This is a genomic window from Methylobacterium nigriterrae (genome assembly GCF_037106235.1).
GTDB classification, from domain to species: Bacteria; Pseudomonadota; Alphaproteobacteria; order Rhizobiales; family Beijerinckiaceae; genus Methylobacterium; species Methylobacterium nigriterrae.
The window spans coordinates 50,009-66,067 of sequence record NZ_JBAWTG010000016.1; the positions used below are offsets into that span (position 1 = coordinate 50,009).

Consider the following 16,059-nt stretch of genomic DNA (forward strand, 5'->3'; position numbering starts at 1 on the left):
GCGGCCGGGCCTTCAGGCCGCGGCCCGGGCCGGAGCCCGGCCGCCGGCCGGGCGCTTGGCGCGGGCGGGCGCCCTCGTGCCGGGCTTCGAGGCGCGGCCCGCGCGCCAGCCCTGCCAGCTCCAGGCCCCGGGGCCCGCGAGCGCGTAGATCAGGAAGCCGCCCGCGAGGCCGAGATCGGCCAGGAACAGGGTGCGCTCCGCGACGGCCGCGGGGCCGGCGAAGTGCCAGAAGGAATGGAGCAGGACGGCCATGACGGCCACGAAGGCGGCGAGCGCGAGGCCGGACAGGCGCGGCAGCACGCCGAGGATCAGGGCGAGCGGCCCGAATACCTGCACGACGACGGCCGCGGTGGCGATCGCGTTCGGGGCCGGCAGGCCGGTGCCCGCGAGCGTCAGCGCGAAGCCTGAGACGTTCAGCGCGCGGGCGATCCCGGTCGGCAGGAGGGCCGCCGCGAGGAGCAGGCGGGAGGCGAGAAGCAGTCCGGCCTGGGCGCGGGCGATCACGGCGGGTCTCCGGTACGGCGGGATACGCCGCCACCCTCGCGGGAGGGGCTGAAGACGGGGTTAAGCGCGCCGCGTTCTCAACCGGAGGCGCCGCCCCGGAACAGGCGCCCGCGCTCGGTCCAGGCCACCACCGCGAGGGCGAGGCCGCCGAGGCAGGCGTAGCCGAGCCCGATCGGCAGCGTCGAGCCGTCGAAGGCATGCCCGATCAGGAAGCCGGACAGCGCGCCGAGAATGGTGGTGTAGCAGCCGAGGAACGAGGAGGCGGTGCCCGCGATCTCGCCGAGCGGCTGCAGCGCCAGGGCGTTGAAATTCGGCATGGCGAAGCTGATCAGGAACTGGTTGGCCGCGAGCACCGCGAGGAACAGCGCGAGCGGCGGCCGCCCCTGGTAGGCGAGGCCGAGGCCGACCTGCACGAGCGCCACCGCCACGAAGGCGCTCAAGCCGGCATGCGAGAGCGTGCGCATGCCGAGCCGGCGCACCGCGCGCGCGTTGACGAGGGTCGCCGCTCCCATCGCGCCCGCGACGAGCCCGAAGGCGAGCGGGAACAGGGCGCCGAGGTGATAGAGGCCGGTGTCGAAGACCTGCTGGGCCGAGCCGACATAGCCCATGATGCAGCCCGTGAGCAGGCCGAGCGCCGTGGCGTACCCGATCGCGACCCGGGTTCTGAGCGTCGTCGTCAGCGCCTGTCCCGTCGACCGCAGCGAGAGCGGGCGCCGGTACTGCGGGTGCAGGGTCTCGGGCATCCGGGCCGAGAACCAGACGACAACGGCCCCGGCGAGCACGAGCATCGAGACGAACACGTAGGTCCAGGAACCGAGCGCCAGCATCATCCCGCCGACCGCGGGGGCGATCATGGGCACGATCAGGAAGACCATCATGATGAGCGACATCACGCTCGCCATCTCGCGCCCGGCGAAGCGGTCGCGCACGATCGCGGTCGAGAGCACGCGGCCGCCCGCGGCGCCGAGCCCCTGGATGACGCGCGCCGCGAGCAGCCAGCCGAAGGACGGCGCCACCATCGCGAGGAGGCACCCCGCCACGTAGACGCCGAGGCTGGCGAGGAGGACCGGCCGGCGCCCGAGCGCGTCCGAGACCGGCCCGTAGACGATCTGCGCGAGGCCGAAGCCGATCATGTAGACGTAGACGAGGAGCTGCATCCGGTTCGGGTCGGGAACGTCGAACCGGGCCTGGATCGCCGGGAAGGCCGGCAGCAGGTTGTCGATCGAGATCGCGGTGACCGCCATCATCAGGGCGACGATGCCGACGAACTCGGCGAAGCCGGGGCCGGTCCAGGCCGGGGCCTCGCGGGCGGAGGGAACCTCGGTCGAGCCGGGCCGGATCGGAGCTGTCACGGGATGCCTTCGGTGAGCGCGGGCGCTGTGCTTGTCAGAACGCGCACCGGCCCCTTTCGGTATGTTTCAAGGCAGCTCTGTGACGCGGGGCAGGATCGCCCCGGCTGGCCTGCCCCGCGCCGCGCGACGCGCTTCGGCCGCAATGGCGGCCCTAGCTTGGCCGCTCCTCCCTCAGCGGAGATTCGCATGCGTCGAACCCTCGCCCTCCTCGCCCTGCTGGCACTGGCCGCCCTCGCCCCGATCGCCGCGCGGGCGCAGGCGCGCGCGGACCTCGCGTCCCGCGCCGAGGCGCTGCTCAAGCCCTATCTCGATGCCGGGCTGTTCTCGGGCGCGATCCTGATGGCGCACCGGGGACGGCCCGTCTTCCGCCGCGCCTACGGACTGGCCAACCGCGAATGGGGCGTCGCGAACACGCCCGAGACGCGCTTCCGCGTCGGCTCCATCACCAAGCAGTTCACCGCCGCCGCGATCCTGAAGCTCGCGGAGGCCGGCAAGCTCAACCTCGACGACCCGATCCGCCGCTTCTACCCGGAGGCGCCCGGAACCTGGGAGCGGGTGACGATCCGGATGCTGCTCAACCACAGCTCCGGAATCCCGAGCTACACCAACCTGCCGGATTATTACGCGCGCATCCAGCGCCTCGAGATGACGCCGCGCGAGATCGTGGCGCTGACCGCCGACAAGCCGCTGCTGTTCGAGCCGGGCAAGGGCTTCGACTACGACAATACCGGCTACATCCTCCTCGGCCTCGCCGTGGAGGCGGCCTCCGGCCTGCCCTACGAGCGCTACCTGCGCGAGGCGATCTTCGAACCGCTCGGCCTGAAGGATACGGGCTACGACGACGCCACCGCGATCCTGCCGCGTCGCGCGGCGGGCTACCGGCACGCGAATGGGCGCTGGCGCAACGCCTTGCCGATCGCCTCCAGCATCCCCTACGCGGCGGGCGCCCATTACTCGACGGTCGACGATCTCCTCGCCTGGGACCGCGCCCTGTTCTCGGGCCGGGTGATCTCGGACCTCTCGCGCCGGGCGATGTTCGCCGATGCGGGCTACGGCTACGGCTTCGGCTGGTTCCTCGGCCAGTCCCACGGGCACCGCCTCTGGTCGCACGGGGGCGGCATCAACGGGTTCCTGACCATCAAGGACAATTACCCGGACGACGACCTGATCGTCCTGGTCCTCGCCAACACCGAGACCGCCCCGGTCCAGACCATGGCGCGCGAGCTCGCCGCCCTCTGGTTCCGCATCCCCGATCCGGCCAACGAGATCGTGCTCGAACCCGAGATCATGGACCGCTACGCCGGCCGCTACCGGCTCGGCCCCGGCCGCGTGCTGACGCTCGCCCGCGAGGGCGACCACCTGACGGCGCAGGTCACCGGCGAGCCCGCCCTCCCCTTCGCGCCGGAGGGCGACCGGACCTTCCTGTCGAAGGCGCGCGAGGCGCGCATCACCATCGATACCGAGCCCGACGGGCGGCCGACCGGCCTGACCCTGTACCGCGACGGCCGCTTCCGCCTCGCGCCGCGCATCGAGGACGGCGCGCAGAACTGAGTCCGCGCTCCCCCGGCCCGCGCCCGCAGCGCTGTCGCCATCGTCGGCTTTCGCGGCTAATATGCGCCGCCGCTCGCGTGTTGCACCGCAACACGGCGCCGCCGCGAGAGGCCGATATGGTACAGATAAGCCGTTCGGAACGAACAGCTTCCTGCGCTGCACCATCTGATATGGCCAAAAGTCCAACTTGATTTGGGGGACCATCTGCCATTGGCTGCAGATGAGCCGAAGAAGAGCCATCGTGAGGAGACGTCAATGAACAAGCCGGAATTCCTGGGTTCCAGCACCAAGTCGCCGTTCTCGGCCCGCTACGAGAATTTCATCGGCGGCCAGTGGGTCGCCCCCGTCGGCGGCCGCTACTTCGAGAACACCTCGCCGATCACCGGCAAGGTCGTGTGCGAGGTCGCGCGCTCCGACGCGCAGGACATCGAGAAGGCGCTCGACGCCGCGCACGCCGCCAAGGACGCCTGGTCCCGCACCTCGGCCGGCGAGCGCGCCCGCATCCTCAACCTGATGGCCGACCGGATGGAGGAGAACCTCGACCTGATCGCGCAGGCCGAGACCTGGGACAACGGCAAGCCGATCCGCGAGACGATGAACGCGGACATCCCGCTCGCCATCGACCATTTCCGCTACTTCGCGGGCTGCGTGCGCGCGCAGGAGGGCTCGATCTCCGAGATCGACCACGACACCGTGGCCTATCACTTCCACGAGCCCCTCGGCGTCGTCGGCCAGATCATCCCGTGGAACTTCCCCATCCTGATGGCGGTGTGGAAGCTCGCCCCGGCGCTCGCGGCCGGCAACTGCGTCGTGCTGAAGCCCGCCGAGCAGACCCCCGCCTCGATCCTGGTGGTCCTCGAGATCATCGGCGACCTGCTGCCGCCGGGCGTCCTCAACGTCGTCAACGGCTTCGGCCTCGAGGCCGGAAAGCCGCTGGCCTCCTCGCCCCGCATCGCCAAGATCGCCTTCACGGGCGAGACGACGACGGGCCGGCTGATCATGCAGTACGCCTCGCAGAACCTGATCCCGGTGACGCTGGAACTCGGCGGGAAGTCGCCGAACATCTTCTTCGCGGACGTGGCGAACGAGGACGACGACTTCCTCGACAAGGCGCTGGAAGGCTTCACGATGTTCGCCCTCAACCAGGGCGAGGTCTGCACCTGCCCGAGCCGCGCGCTCGTGCACGAATCGATCTACGACCGCTTCATGGAGCGGGCGGTGAAGCGCGTTGAGGCGATCAAGCAGGGCTCGCCGCTCGACCCGAGCACGATGATCGGCGCCCAGGCCTCGGGCGAGCAGCTCGAGAAGATCCTGAGCTACATCGACATCGGCAAGCAGGAGGGCGCGCAGGTCCTCACCGGCGGCGAGCGCAACACGTTCGAGGGCGACCTCGCGGAGGGCTTCTACGTGAAGCCGACCGTGTTCCGCGGCCACAACAAGATGCGCATCTTCCAGGAGGAGATCTTCGGCCCGGTCCTGTCGGTCACGACCTTCAAGGACGACGCCGAGGCGCTCTCGATCGCCAACGACACCCTCTACGGCCTCGGCGCCGGCGTCTGGACCCGCGACGGGACCCGCGCCTACCGCTTCGGCCGGGCGATCCAGGCCGGCCGCGTCTGGACGAACTGCTACCACGCCTACCCGGCCCACGCGGCCTTCGGCGGCTACAAGCAGTCCGGCATCGGGCGCGAGACCCACAAGATGATGCTCGACCACTACCAGCAGACCAAGAACATGCTGGTGAGCTACTCGGCGAAGAAGCTCGGCTTCTTCTGAGAGCGACGGCTCGGACGCCCCGGCCCACCCGGTCGGGGCGTCCGCGCGTCCCGCCCCGGAGCATTTTCCGCCGAAGTGGCCACCGGTTCGGCGGAAAAAACTGCGACTCCGCGGAAAGTTAGCGCGTTTTCCGTGATCCGAAGGTCATGGAAAACGCGCTAGCGGCGGTCGAGGCAGGCCCGGGCGATCTCGTCCGATCTGGCGTCGCGGATCGCGCGCGTCGCCCGCGCCTGCGGCGGCGCGGTCTCCTCGCCCTGGTTCGCCTCGACCCGCTCCAGCTCGGGCAGCCGCGCCTTCACGGCGGCATCGGCGTAGCAGTCGCAGAAGCGCTCGCGATCCGCGATCGCGCTGCCGGGCGGCTTGATGTCGTCGAGATCGGCGAGGCAGGTCCGCCATTGGCCCTGCCGGCCGCCGGTATCGACGTCCGTGCGGGCCCTTGCCCCGAACGCGGCGAGCACGAGGACGACGGCGAGGCGCGTCCGCATGCGGGGCCTAGCGCAGGCCCGGGCCGGTGATCGGATCGTCGGGCGTCGCGGCGATCGAGCCCGGCGGCAGCGGTGCGTCGTCGCCGATGACGCTCGTGGTGCCGCCCGGGGGCCCGTCCCAGCCGACGACGCCCATCGGGTTGCTGCGGGTGACGTTCGGATTGAAGGCTTCACGCTCGACGCCGCCGTCGGGCATCCAGTTGTCGAGCCCCGGGCGGACGGTGAGATCGAGGGCAGGCCCGGCCGCGGCGGAACCGGCGGGCAGGATGACCAACCCGAACAGGCCGGCTGCGAAGATGCGATGCATGGTGGGCCGATCCCTCGCGAGGCGCGTCTCGGCAGGAAACGCGCGATGCCGGCAAAGGTCGCCGCTCGGTGCGAACACGCTCCCAGGCGCGCGCGCCGAGGCGCGCGGCCCGTTCCATTCCGGCGACCGAGCGCCACTTCCGACCGCACGACGATTCTCAGGAGATCCTGTCCGATGACCGATCCCATTGTCCCTGACGCCACGACCGCCGAGCAGGCCGGCGTCGACGGCACGCCGCTTCGCGTGACGGCGACGCCCGCCGCGCTCGCGCTCATCGCGGAGCTGCGCGCGGAGCACGGCCCCGTCATGTTCCACCAGTCGGGCGGCTGCTGCGACGGCTCGTCGCCGATGTGCTACCCGGTCGGCGACTTCATCACGAGCGACGGCGACGTCCATCTCGGCCAGGTGGGGGGCGCCGACTTCTTCATCAGCCGCTCCCAGTTCGAGGTCTGGAAGCACACGCACATCATCCTCGACGTGGTGCGGGGCCGCGGCGGCATGTTCTCGCTGGAGAACGGCCGCGAGAAGCGCTTCCACATCCGCTCGCGCCTGTTCACGGAGGCCGAGAACAGGGCGCTGGAGGGGGCCTGCCGGATCTGACGCCGGAGCCTACCCGGCCCGATCGTCCTCCGGGCCCGTATCCGCGGCGGGGCCGCGGAAGCCGGTGGCGAGGACGTAGAGCTCGCTCGAATCCGCCCGGCTCGCCGGGGGCTTCACGTGGCGCACGGTCGCGAAGTCGCGCTTGAGGCCGGCGAGAAGCGTCCCCTCGGTGCCGCCCTGGAACACCTTGGCGACGTAGGCGCCGCCGGGCGCCAGGATCTCGCGGGCGAACTCGGCCGCCGTCTCGGCCAGCCCGATGATGCGCAGGTGGTCGGTCTTCTTGTGGCCGGTGGTGTTGGCGGCCATGTCCGACATCACGAGATCGGCCGGCCCGCCGAGCAGGCCGGTGAGACGCTCCGGCGCCGACGGGTCGAGGAAGTCGAGGGCGATGAAGTCGACGCCGGTCATCGGCTCGATCTCCAGGAGGTCGATGCCGACGACGCGCCCCTGCGGCCCCACCACCTTCGCCGCCACCTGCGACCAGCCGCCCGGCGCCGCGCCGAGATCGACCACCCGCTGGCCCGGCTTCAGGATATGGAAGCGCTCGTCGATCTCGAGGAGCTTGAAGGCGGCGCGCGAGCGATAGCCCTCGCGCTTCGCGCGGGCGACGTAGGGGTCGTTGAGCTGCCGCTCCAGCCAGCGCTTCTGGGACAGGGTGCGCCCGCGCCCCGTCTTCACCCGCTGCTTCAGCTCGCCCCGAACGCCGCTCCCCCCGCCCCCGGCTCCACGCCTGTCGCTCAACGGTAACCTCCACGGCGCCAGACGCCGTCCTCTCGCATCATGTTCATCAAGAGCCCCTCGCGCAGGCCGCGGTCGGCGATGCGCAGGCGCTCCGACGGGAAGGCGCGCCGGATCGCCTCCAGGATCGCGCAGCCCGCCAGTACGAGATCGGCGCGATCGCGCCCGATACAAGGGTTGTCGGCGCGCTGGTCGAGGCGCGTGTCGAGGAGATCGTCGATCGCGTCCGAGACCTCGTCGTCGCTCATCCAGAGGCCGTCGACCCGGCGCCGCTCGTAGCGCACGAGGCGCAGGTGCATGGCGGCGAGCGTCGTCACGGTGCCGGAGGTGCCGAGCAGGTGGAAATGCGGCGCGGTCGCCGCGGCCGCCGCCCGGATGGCGAAGCGCGCGAGGAGGTCGGCGACCTCCTCCACCATGCCCTCGAACATCATGCGGGTGACCTCGGAGCCGCCGTGGCGCTCGGCGAGCGTGACGACGCCCACGGGAAGCGAATCCCACGCTCGGATGCGCAGGGTCGGGTCGGCGGACGGGTTCGTCGCCGCCCCGTCGAGCCAGGCGATCTCGGTCGAGCCGCCGCCGATGTCGAAGATGACGACCGATTCCGCGCGCGGATCGGCGAGCGCCGCACAGCCGGTGACGGCGAGATACGCCTCGGTCTGGCGATCGACGATCTCGAGATCGAGACCGACGTCGCTGCGCACGCGCTCGACGAAATCCGCGCCGTTCACGGCCAGCCGGCAGGCCTCCGTGGCGATGATCTTGGCGCGCACCACCCCGCGCGCCTGCATCTTGCCGCGGCAGATGCGCAGGGCCTCGACGGTCCGCTCGACCGCCGCCTCGCTGAGGCGGTCGGAGTTTCCGAGGCCCTCGCCGAGCCGCACGATGCGCGAGAAGGCGTCGATGACCCGGAACCCGTGCGAGGCCGGCTCGGCGATCAGGAGGCGGCAATTGTTGGTGCCGAGATCGAGGGCCGCGTAGGCGTTGCGGCGGCCGAAACGGGCCGCCGCGGAGGCGCCGGACGATGATGCGGCCTGCGAAACCTGCCCGGGCCGCGCCACCGGCGCGCCGTCACGCGGTCCCTGTGGGCCGGCCGCAGGGCGGGCCGGCACGGAAGCGGCACTCTCGTCCCTCATCGGCGGTGCCGTGATCCTCAACGCGTGGCCCCGGCAGACTGCCCGGCCATCATTCGGGGCCGAGCGTACAAAATCGGTCGGGAACTGCAAAGCCTCGAATCCGGCGGCGTCCGGATCAGGCCACCGCCTTGGAGACGCCCGCCATCCGCGGCGTCGGGCGCAGCAGGCTCTTCACCTGCGAATAGGGCCGCGGCCGGTTGATCACTTCGTCGAGACGCGACCACAGGGTCTTGGGCGAGAACGGCTTGGCGATGATCTCGTTGACGCCGAGCGAGATGGCGCGGTCCACGACGTTCCGGCGCGGCTGGGCGAGCATCAGGATGATCGGGATCGTCGGGCACGGCGAGGTCGTCGGCGTGCGGGCGAGGCGGATGAACTCCTCGCCCGAGAGGATCGCGAGGTCCCAGTCGATGATGGTGAGGTCGGGCTTGCTCTCGGCGAGCACGCCGAGGGCCTCGGCTCCGTCCGGCGCCTCCAGGACGCGCTTGATCCCGACGCGCATCAGCATGTCGCGGACGATGCGGCGGATGTAGAGGCTCTCGTCCACGACGAGAGCGGAGAGATCCGGGAAGGTCGGGGTCGCGATCATCGGTGCGGAATCGGCCCGGCGCACGGAGTCCGGCTCCGGACAGGCTAGCCGCTCGGCCTTTGCGCTTCCCTAACGGCCGCCTCCACGCTGCCGCGCCGAACCGGCACGCGGGATTTCGAGAAAACCCGTGCCCTTGCGTACGCTTCGCGTTCATCACGCCCGGCCGATGCTCCTGCCGATCGGGCGCGCGGCCACGTTTCGGGGCCGGAAAGTGCCGGCGGCGGCGCCGCTCGCGCGAGAAGGTCCTTGCGGTACGGCCGGGATTGCGTCAGGACTGAGGCGTTATTCTTGGTTACCGCGACCGGGAGTAATGATAGTGCGGAGCGTGGGCTGTCTGGGATGGCGCGCACGCGGTATTCGAGACGATGGTCGGCGGACGGTTTTTGCGAGCTTTCTATGGGACGTGGTCGTGATTTCAGGGGGCCGCAGAAGCGCGGCTTCGATGAGGGTGGCGAGCCCCGGTGGCCGGATCAGGCACCGCCGAGCGGCGGTTACGGTGGTGGTGGTTTCGGCGGCGGCGGAGGATATGGCGGCGGTTTCGACCGCGGACCCTCCCGCGCGGCCGCGGCACCGTCGGGTCCGGAGCGTGATGCCACGGTGAAGTGGTTCAACAAGGAGAAAGGCTTCGGTTTCGTCGAGCTCGGTGACGGCTCGGGCGATGCCTTCCTCCACATCCGCGCCGTGGAAGCGGCCGGCCATGCCGACCTTCTGCCGGGCACCCGCCTGACGGTCCAGACGGCCCAGGGGCAGAAGGGCCCGCAGGTGACGAACGTCACGAGCGTCGACACGTCGACCGCCGAGGCCGCCCCGCCCCGGCGCGACCCGCGTCCGCGCACCGGCTTCGGCGGCGGCGACCGCTTCGGCGGCGGCGACCGCTTCGGCGGCGGCGACCGCTTCGGCGGCGGTGACCGCTTCGGCGGCGGCCGCGCTGCTGCCTCCGGCCCCTCGGTCGAGATGACGGGCACGGTGAAGTGGTACGACCCGGCCAAGGGCTTCGGCTTCGTCTCGGTCAACGACGGCGGCAAGGACGTGTTCGTCCACCGCTCGGCGCTGTCGCGGGCCGGACTCGATTCGCTCGCCGAAGGCCAGCAGGTGACCCTCGGCGTGGTCGAGGGTCAGAAGGGCCGCGAGGCTCAGAGCATCAACGTCGACGATTGATCTTCGCCGACCGGACGCGGCGCCACACGCGCGCCGCGATCGTGACGACAGTGACGCGGCGGCCCGGCGGGCCGCCGTTTCGCGTTTCAGATGCCCGGGCAGCCAGCATGCGCCTCGCCGCACTCCTCCTCGCCGGACTGATCGCGGCCTCGGGTGCCGGCGCGGAGGATTTCACAGGCTTCTATGCCGGCGTGAATGCCGGCTACGGCCGCGACGCGGATCCGCGCCGGCCCGCATCCGCGGCGGGACAGGGCGCGCGATCGGCCGGGGAAGCCGGCCTGCCGCCGAGCGCGGCCGGCATTGCCCGAGCCCTGCGTCCGGATCGCGCCTCGGCGCCGCGGAGCCGGACGGCGCCGCAGTGACGGCAAGCCCCGGCGCGCACCGGATCGGACGGGCTCCGCCGACCGGCGGCTGAGAGACACGAGCCCGGGCCCCTGCACAGGGCGGCCTGGTCGGGATCTCGCCGCCTCCCGGCACCGCGAGGCCCGCGGAACGGGCGGCGCCCTCAGGGAAACGCGCCGGGCCCGGGCGATGGCGGGTGCGACCGGCGCTTGATCCGCTGCCGATGCGGCGGGAACGGTTCGCGAGGCGGCGGGTGCTCAGGCCCGCTTCTCGTCCACGGGCGGCAGGTTGATGATCACGGGCTTGCCGGATACCGGGTCGAGGATGATGATCGCCATCAGGAACTCCTACGCTCCCCCGTGAGGCGCAGTCGGCGCGCTTCATGTGGCGGTTTTGTGATCCGCGGACGACGGCTTCGGCCGCGGCCTGGGGAAAGCGGGATTCGCGGAGGCGGCGCGGAGCGCCTCGGGTTCCGATAGCGTTGCAGTGGGTCCGATCCCTATCGCGGCGAGGCTGGCGCCCGTTGTCCTTCCGCCCTCTCGGCGCGTAACAGCCCATCGGGCGGGCCCGGCGGCAACGCCGCGCGTGCCGCGATCCCTCCCCCCGCGCGGTTGCCGACGAGGTGCGATGAACGCCGTCACGATCATCATCCCGATCTTCGGGATCATCCTGATCGGCTGGGCGGCGGCGGTGACCGGCCTCCTGTCCGACAAGGTCAGCGAGGGATTATCCGAATACGTCTTCGCGATCGCTGTCCCGGCCCTGATCATCGGCACCCTGACCCGGCCCGGCCTCACCGGCGACCTCGCCTGGTCCTACTGGCTCGCCTATTTCGGCGGGGCCGGGTTCGCCTGGTTGTGCGGCTCACTCGTCGCCTGGCGGCGCCACGGCATCGGACGCCAGGGCGCAATCCTGCACGGCTTCGCGGCGAGCCAGTCCAACACGATCTTCGTCGGGGTTCCGATGATCCTGCAGGCCTACGGCGATGCGGGGGCCTATCCGCTCTTCCTGCTGCTTGCCGTGCATCTTCCCCTGATGATGGGCTGCGCGACCTTCCTGATCGAGGCCGAGGGTGATCGCCCGCTTCTGCACAGGCTGCGCGGTCTCGCCCTGGTGCTGCTCAAGAATCCGATCTTCGTGGCCCTGGTGATCGGATTGATCCTGAAGAGCATCGGCATCGTGCCGGCGGGGCCGGCCAAGGCCCTGATCGACGCCTTTTCCGCCACCGCCTCGACCTGCGCCCTGATCGCCCTCGGCGCCGGCCTGAAGCGATACCGCGTCCTGTTCGACCTGCCGGGCGCCGTCGTCGTGACCCTGCTGAAACTCGTCGTGCATCCGCTCGTGGTCTGGCTGCTCGCCTTCCACGTCTTCTCCATGCCGACGGCCTATGCCGGCGTCGCGACCTTGTTCGCCGCCATGCCGGTCGGGATCAACGCCTATCTTCTGGCGATGCGCTACAGGACCGAGACGGGCCTCGTGGCCGCTTCCGTGCTGACCTCGACGCTCCTTGCTCCGGTCACCACGATCGCGTGGCTCATGATCCTCGGCCGCGCCTGAGAACCGTCCGCGCTCAGTCGAGCGGCAGGACCTTCAGGATGATCCCGTTCTCGTCCCTGACGTTCAACCGCCAGTCTCCGCCGTCGTTCAGCTCGCCGATGCCGCGCAGTTCGTCGATCGCACGTTGAGCCTGCTGCAGGGCCGCCCACAGCGCGTGCACCTCGACCCCGGCATCATCCCTGAGCGTGGTCATCCCGTCCGACAGGTCGAAAAACAGGCGCTGGGCCAAGGCCATCCTCCCGACGGGACTGCCTGCCGACATCCGATCCAGCACGCTCTGGCTGCGACGGACATGGCGTCGAGGCGGTTCGAACGATCTTAACATTCTACAAAAAGCGCGAAAGCGCACCTTCACATTAAGATGTTGCACTTGCGAAAACTTCGCGCTAGGAATTTGGGATAGATGATTAACTATTCGTTGATGAATATTCACAACTGGCAAAAACGAAGGTACTAACACTGCTCGGCAATGGGGATAAACATGTCGAGGGCGTACGGTATCAGACGAAGCTTGAAAACTCCAGCATCTCAGAATGCTGAAGATCAGAAGGCACGCATACTCGCACACATCAAATCAATCCTCGCCAAACTTGCATCCTCGACTGCGCGAGAACTCAGCATCTTGTAATCAAAAAAACTCGCCGGACGAAAAGGCGAGGCTCTGTCGGCATCCATCTGACATCTGTTGCCACATGCTGGCATCCGAGGGGAGCATCGACATGTCATTTGCCGACGTACCGACGGCGCTCGTGGCGTCGAGTCCGTTCGTCCGGGAAGGGTTGACCTCCTTCCTCGGCGGAACGCGGTTCCGGGTGACCGATACGGTCATGGCCGCAGCCGGGGATCCGGTCGATGGCGGGCCGGAACCCGCCCTGATCCTCGCTGCCCTGGACGATGCGTCGAGCGCGGACACGGCCCGCATCCTTCGCGGCCGCTGCGCCGGGGCCAAGCTCGTCGTGTTCGGGCGCTCCGATGCGCCGAACACGCTTCCGAAGGATCTCTGCTTCTCCGCACAGGCCGTTCTCGACCGCGACATCGATCGCGAGACCCTGATCAAGGCGCTCGACGTCGTGATGTCCGGCGTCACGGTCCAATCGTCGGGGCTGTTCTCGTGGCTGCTCGATCGGCCGCAGGCGTCCTCCGACGGGTCCGCCGATCACCGGCAGATCATCCTCGGACAAAGCCCGGCGGAGGCGCTCGGCGAGGCGGGCGCTCCCTGCCACCCGCTGTCGAGCCGCGAGCTCAACGTTCTGCGGTGCCTCGCGGACGGCGCCTCGAACAAGGTGATCGCCCTCAAGTTCGATCTTGCGGAAGCGACGGTGAAGATTCACGTCAAGAACATCCTCCGCAAGCTGAAGACGCAGAACCGGACGCAGGCGGCCATCTGGGCGCGCGAGCACGGCATCTACCCGCGGTAGACGCTGCCATCGTTCTTAGGGCCGCGACACGCGTGGGGCCGCGACACGCGGCCCCTTCGTCGTGCCGGCAGCAACCGCGATCGCGGGCTGCGACGACCGAGGCGAGCGCCCGGCCGGCCGGCGGCCGCGTGGTGCTGAGCCTGAACCGGCCCGCGGTCGACGCGCCCCGGTCCGGCCCCGAGGATTCGACCTGCCCACCCTCGTCGCCGTCGCGAAGCCGGGTGACCGTACCGAGCAGCATCGTTGTCGGCCCACGTTGCTGCAGTGCGAGAAACCCGCGCTTGCGGGAACACCCGGACGGCACCGATCAGTGGGGACGAGGGGCCGAGCCGGTCGCCTGGCCGCCCGTTAGCCTCACGCCCAAGCCCCCGCTCACGCCCGAGACTCCGCGAATGCCTGATACCGAATCCGCGTGATCCCTTCGGTGCGGGCGAGGGCTCCCACCCACAACCTCATCCTGAGGCGCCGCGTCAGCGGCCTCGAAGGAGGCCTCTGCTGCGCTGCGACTCCTCGGGACGAGGGGGAAGGTGGGAAGACTTGCGCCGAACCAAAGGGATCGAGCAGCGACCGGGTCAGACCCCGCTCGCGCTCAAGCCTCTCCCCGGCGCCCGAGACTCGATGCCGATTGAATTCGCGCGGAGCCGGAGGCATATCGCCACCGTTTCCCGGGCATTCGGAGGCTTTCCCTTGAGCGAGACGGCGGAGCGGTACGAGTTCGGTGCCGAGGTCGGGCGCCTGTTGGACCTCGTGGTCCACGCCCTCTATTCGGACCGTGAGATCTTCCTGCGCGAATTGGTGGCCAATGCCGCCGACGCGATGGACCGGCGCCGCTTCGAGGCCCTGACGAACGCCGCGACCGCGCTGCCGGCGGATGCGAAAGTGCGGATCGTGCCCGACAAGGCCGCGCGCACGCTCACGATCTCGGATGCCGGCATCGGCATGTCGAAGGAGGACCTGGCGCAGAATCTCGGCACGATCGCGCGCTCGGGCACCCGCGCCTTCTCGCAGACGCTGAGCGAGGCCAAGCCCGACGACCGCCCGAGCCTGATCGGCCAGTTCGGCGTCGGCTTCTACTCGGCCTTCATGGTGGCCGACCGCGTCAGCGTCACCTCGCGGCGCGCTGGCGCCGAGGAGAGCTGGACCTGGGCCTCGGAGGGCCAGGGAAGCTACACGCTGGAGAGGTCCGGGCGGTCCGAGGCCGGCACCGACATCGTGCTGCATCTCAAGGAGGATGCCGACGAGTATCTCGAGCCCTATCGGCTCGATCACGTCGTGCGCAAATGGGCCGACTTCATCACCGTCCCGATCGCCATCGTGCAGGAGGGCAAGGAAGAGGCGGCCAACCAGGGCACCGCGCTCTGGCGCAAGCCGAAATCCGAGATCACGCAGGAGCAGTACGAGGGCTTCTACCGCCAGGTCGGCATGAATTTCGACAAGCCCTGGGCGACGCTTCACTGGCGGGCGGAGGGGCAGCTCGAATTCTCCGCCCTCCTGTTTGTGCCCGGCATGAAGCCGTTCCAGGCCTTCGACGCGGACCGCGAGAGCAAGCTGCGCCTGCATGTCCGGCGCATGTTCATCACCGACGAGGCGAACCTGCTGCCGTCCTGGCTGCGCTTCGTCCAGGGCGTCGTCGACACCGAGGACCTGCCGCTCAACGTCTCCCGCGAGATGCTGCAGGCGACCCCGGTGCTGGCGCGGATCCGCCGCGCGGTGACGGGGCGGGTCCTCTCCGAGTTGGCGAACCGCGCCAAGGACGCGGACGACTACGCCGCGTTTTGGGAGAATTTCGGTCCCGTCCTCAAGGAGGGCATCTACGAGGACCACGAGCGCCGCGGAGAGATCGCCCCGCTCCTGCGCTTCCGCTCCTCGGCGGTCGATGGCTGGACCTCGCTGCCGGACTACGTCTCGCGCATGAAGGACGGCCAGGACGCGATCTACTACCTCGTCGCAGACGACGCCGAGGCGCTGAAGCACTCGCCCCAGCTCGAGGGCTTCAAGGCCCGCGGGCTCGAGGTGCTGCTCCTGTCCGACCATGTCGACGCCTTCTGGCCGGAAGCGCTCGCGCGTTTCGAGGAGAAGCCCCTCCGATCGGTGACGCAGGGCGGCGTCGACCTCTCGAAATTCGCGGCGGACGGCACGGCGGGCGAGGCACCCGCGGGCATCGAGGCGCTCGTGGCGGCCATCAAGTCGGCGCTCGCATCGGACGTCTCGGATGTCCGCGCCACCGACCGCCTCGTCGACAGCGCCGTCGTGCTCTCGGCCTCCGGCAGCGGGCCGGACCTGCAGATGCAGCGCCTGCTCCGCCGGGCGGGGCGCGGCGGCGGCAGCTTGCCGGTGCTGGAGATCAATCCGCGCCACCCCCTGATCCGTGCGCTCGCCGAAGGACCGGAGGGCGACGTTCCGGGCGCGGCCGGCACCCTCCTCGACCTGGCCCGCATCCAGGACGGCGACACGCCCCGCGATCCGGTCGCCTTCGCCCGGACCATCGCGGCGGCGCTCGCCGGAAGCAGGGCGACCTGAGGCGATGCTTGCGCCCTCCGCCGGAGCGG

16 protein-coding genes are annotated in these 16,059 nt (G+C 70.1%); 8 read left to right on the forward strand and 8 right to left on the reverse strand.

Annotated features, from left to right (window positions below):
- Positions 1-12 precede the first annotated feature (12 nt).
- Positions 13-504, reverse strand: a complete 492-nt coding sequence (locus WDW90_RS11270; RefSeq protein ID WP_336487472.1) for a DoxX family protein — start codon at positions 502-504, stop codon at positions 13-15.
- Between the two features lie 77 nt (positions 505-581).
- Positions 582-1,748, reverse strand: a complete 1,167-nt coding sequence (locus WDW90_RS11275; protein WP_336487516.1) for a multidrug effflux MFS transporter — start codon at positions 1,746-1,748, stop codon at positions 582-584.
- Between the two features lie 294 nt (positions 1,749-2,042).
- Between WDW90_RS11275 and WDW90_RS11280 the strand changes: the two genes are divergently transcribed.
- Entirely contained in the window at positions 2,043-3,407 is a 1,365-nt protein-coding gene (locus WDW90_RS11280; protein WP_336487473.1) for a serine hydrolase, read from the forward strand.
- Positions 3,408-3,662: 255 nt separating this feature from the next.
- Positions 3,663-5,183 carry an aldehyde dehydrogenase gene (gene adh / locus WDW90_RS11285; RefSeq protein ID WP_336487474.1) on the forward strand — a complete coding sequence of 507 codons (1,521 nt, stop codon included), beginning with the start codon at positions 3,663-3,665 and terminating at the stop codon, positions 5,181-5,183.
- A gap of 158 nt (positions 5,184-5,341) precedes the next feature.
- Here the strand turns inward: adh and WDW90_RS11290 are convergent, their stop codons facing one another.
- Entirely contained in the window at positions 5,342-5,668 is a 327-nt protein-coding gene (locus WDW90_RS11290) for a hypothetical protein (RefSeq protein ID WP_336487475.1), read from the reverse strand.
- Between the two features lie 7 nt (positions 5,669-5,675).
- Positions 5,676-5,975, reverse strand: coding sequence for a hypothetical protein (locus WDW90_RS11295; RefSeq protein WP_336487476.1), 300 nt, complete (start codon positions 5,973-5,975; stop codon positions 5,676-5,678).
- 174 nt (positions 5,976-6,149) lie between these two features.
- Here WDW90_RS11295 and WDW90_RS11300 point away from each other — a divergent pair, with 174 nt between their 5' ends.
- Entirely contained in the window at positions 6,150-6,575 is a 426-nt protein-coding gene (locus WDW90_RS11300; RefSeq protein ID WP_336487477.1) for a DUF779 domain-containing protein, read from the forward strand.
- A gap of 9 nt (positions 6,576-6,584) precedes the next feature.
- On the opposite strand, the gene WDW90_RS11305 is transcribed toward WDW90_RS11300, so the two are convergent.
- The 3 genes from WDW90_RS11305 to WDW90_RS11315 all read right to left on the reverse strand — a co-directional run bounded on the left by WDW90_RS11305 (position 6,585) and on the right by WDW90_RS11315 (position 9,035).
- Entirely contained in the window at positions 6,585-7,316 is a 732-nt protein-coding gene (locus WDW90_RS11305; RefSeq protein WP_336487478.1) for an RlmE family RNA methyltransferase, read from the reverse strand.
- A complete protein-coding gene (locus WDW90_RS11310) occupies positions 7,313-8,446 on the reverse strand; it encodes a Ppx/GppA phosphatase family protein (protein ID WP_336487479.1) in 1,134 nt (377 codons plus the stop codon). The genes WDW90_RS11305 and WDW90_RS11310 overlap by 4 nt, the downstream gene beginning before the upstream one ends.
- A 115-nt stretch (positions 8,447-8,561) precedes the next feature.
- Complete coding sequence (locus WDW90_RS11315) at positions 8,562-9,035, reverse strand: response regulator (RefSeq protein ID WP_336487480.1); 474 nt, start codon at positions 9,033-9,035, stop codon at positions 8,562-8,564.
- 396 nt (positions 9,036-9,431) lie between these two features.
- On the opposite strand from WDW90_RS11315, the gene WDW90_RS11320 reads away from it, so the two are divergent.
- From WDW90_RS11320 to WDW90_RS11330, 3 genes are all read left to right on the forward strand, one after another.
- Positions 9,432-10,193 carry a cold-shock protein gene (locus tag WDW90_RS11320; RefSeq protein WP_336487481.1) on the forward strand — a complete coding sequence of 254 codons (762 nt, stop codon included), beginning with the start codon at positions 9,432-9,434 and terminating at the stop codon, positions 10,191-10,193.
- Positions 10,194-10,300: 107 nt separating this feature from the next.
- Positions 10,301-10,555 carry a hypothetical protein gene (locus tag WDW90_RS11325; protein WP_336487482.1) on the forward strand — a complete coding sequence of 85 codons (255 nt, stop codon included), beginning with the start codon at positions 10,301-10,303 and terminating at the stop codon, positions 10,553-10,555.
- A 607-nt stretch (positions 10,556-11,162) separates the two neighbouring features.
- Positions 11,163-12,092: an AEC family transporter gene (locus tag WDW90_RS11330; RefSeq protein WP_336487483.1), complete on the forward strand. Its 930-nt coding sequence runs from the start codon at positions 11,163-11,165 to the stop codon at positions 12,090-12,092.
- 13 nt (positions 12,093-12,105) lie between these two features.
- On the opposite strand, the gene WDW90_RS11335 is transcribed toward WDW90_RS11330, so the two are convergent.
- Complete coding sequence (locus tag WDW90_RS11335; protein WP_431311018.1) at positions 12,106-12,321, reverse strand: DUF6894 family protein; 216 nt, start codon at positions 12,319-12,321, stop codon at positions 12,106-12,108.
- 490 nt (positions 12,322-12,811) lie between these two features.
- Here WDW90_RS11335 and WDW90_RS11340 point away from each other — a divergent pair, with 490 nt between their 5' ends.
- Together WDW90_RS11340 and htpG are read left to right on the forward strand one after the other, a co-directional pair.
- Positions 12,812-13,510 carry a LuxR C-terminal-related transcriptional regulator gene (locus tag WDW90_RS11340; RefSeq protein WP_336487485.1) on the forward strand — a complete coding sequence of 233 codons (699 nt, stop codon included), beginning with the start codon at positions 12,812-12,814 and terminating at the stop codon, positions 13,508-13,510.
- 687 nt (positions 13,511-14,197) lie between these two features.
- Complete coding sequence (htpG, locus tag WDW90_RS11345; RefSeq protein ID WP_336487486.1) at positions 14,198-16,030, forward strand: molecular chaperone HtpG; 1,833 nt, start codon at positions 14,198-14,200, stop codon at positions 16,028-16,030.
- Positions 16,031-16,059 lie beyond the last annotated feature (29 nt).

Excerpts from the sequence above, each read along its gene's own strand:
- WDW90_RS11315 (WP_336487480.1), bottom strand. The coding sequence starts at position 9,035 with ATGATCGCGACCCCGACCTTCCCGGATCTCTCCGCTCTCGTCGTGGAC.
- WDW90_RS11320 (WP_336487481.1), top strand. The coding sequence starts at position 9,432 with ATGGGACGTGGTCGTGATTTCAGGGGGCCGCAGAAGCGCGGCTTCGAT.
- WDW90_RS11280 (WP_336487473.1), top strand. The coding sequence starts at position 2,043 with ATGCGTCGAACCCTCGCCCTCCTCGCCCTGCTGGCACTGGCCGCCCTC.
- WDW90_RS11310 (WP_336487479.1), bottom strand. The coding sequence starts at position 8,446 with ATGAGGGACGAGAGTGCCGCTTCCGTGCCGGCCCGCCCTGCGGCCGGC.
- WDW90_RS11290 (WP_336487475.1), bottom strand. The coding sequence starts at position 5,668 with ATGCGGACGCGCCTCGCCGTCGTCCTCGTGCTCGCCGCGTTCGGGGCA.
- WDW90_RS11295 (WP_336487476.1), bottom strand. The coding sequence starts at position 5,975 with ATGCATCGCATCTTCGCAGCCGGCCTGTTCGGGTTGGTCATCCTGCCC.
- adh (WP_336487474.1), top strand. The coding sequence starts at position 3,663 with ATGAACAAGCCGGAATTCCTGGGTTCCAGCACCAAGTCGCCGTTCTCG.
- WDW90_RS11275 (WP_336487516.1), bottom strand. The coding sequence starts at position 1,748 with ATGGCGGTCACCGCGATCTCGATCGACAACCTGCTGCCGGCCTTCCCG.
- WDW90_RS11330 (WP_336487483.1), top strand. The coding sequence starts at position 11,163 with ATGAACGCCGTCACGATCATCATCCCGATCTTCGGGATCATCCTGATC.
- WDW90_RS11340 (WP_336487485.1), top strand. The coding sequence starts at position 12,812 with ATGTCATTTGCCGACGTACCGACGGCGCTCGTGGCGTCGAGTCCGTTC.
- WDW90_RS11300 (WP_336487477.1), top strand. The coding sequence starts at position 6,150 with ATGACCGATCCCATTGTCCCTGACGCCACGACCGCCGAGCAGGCCGGC.
- WDW90_RS11325 (WP_336487482.1), top strand. The coding sequence starts at position 10,301 with ATGCGCCTCGCCGCACTCCTCCTCGCCGGACTGATCGCGGCCTCGGGT.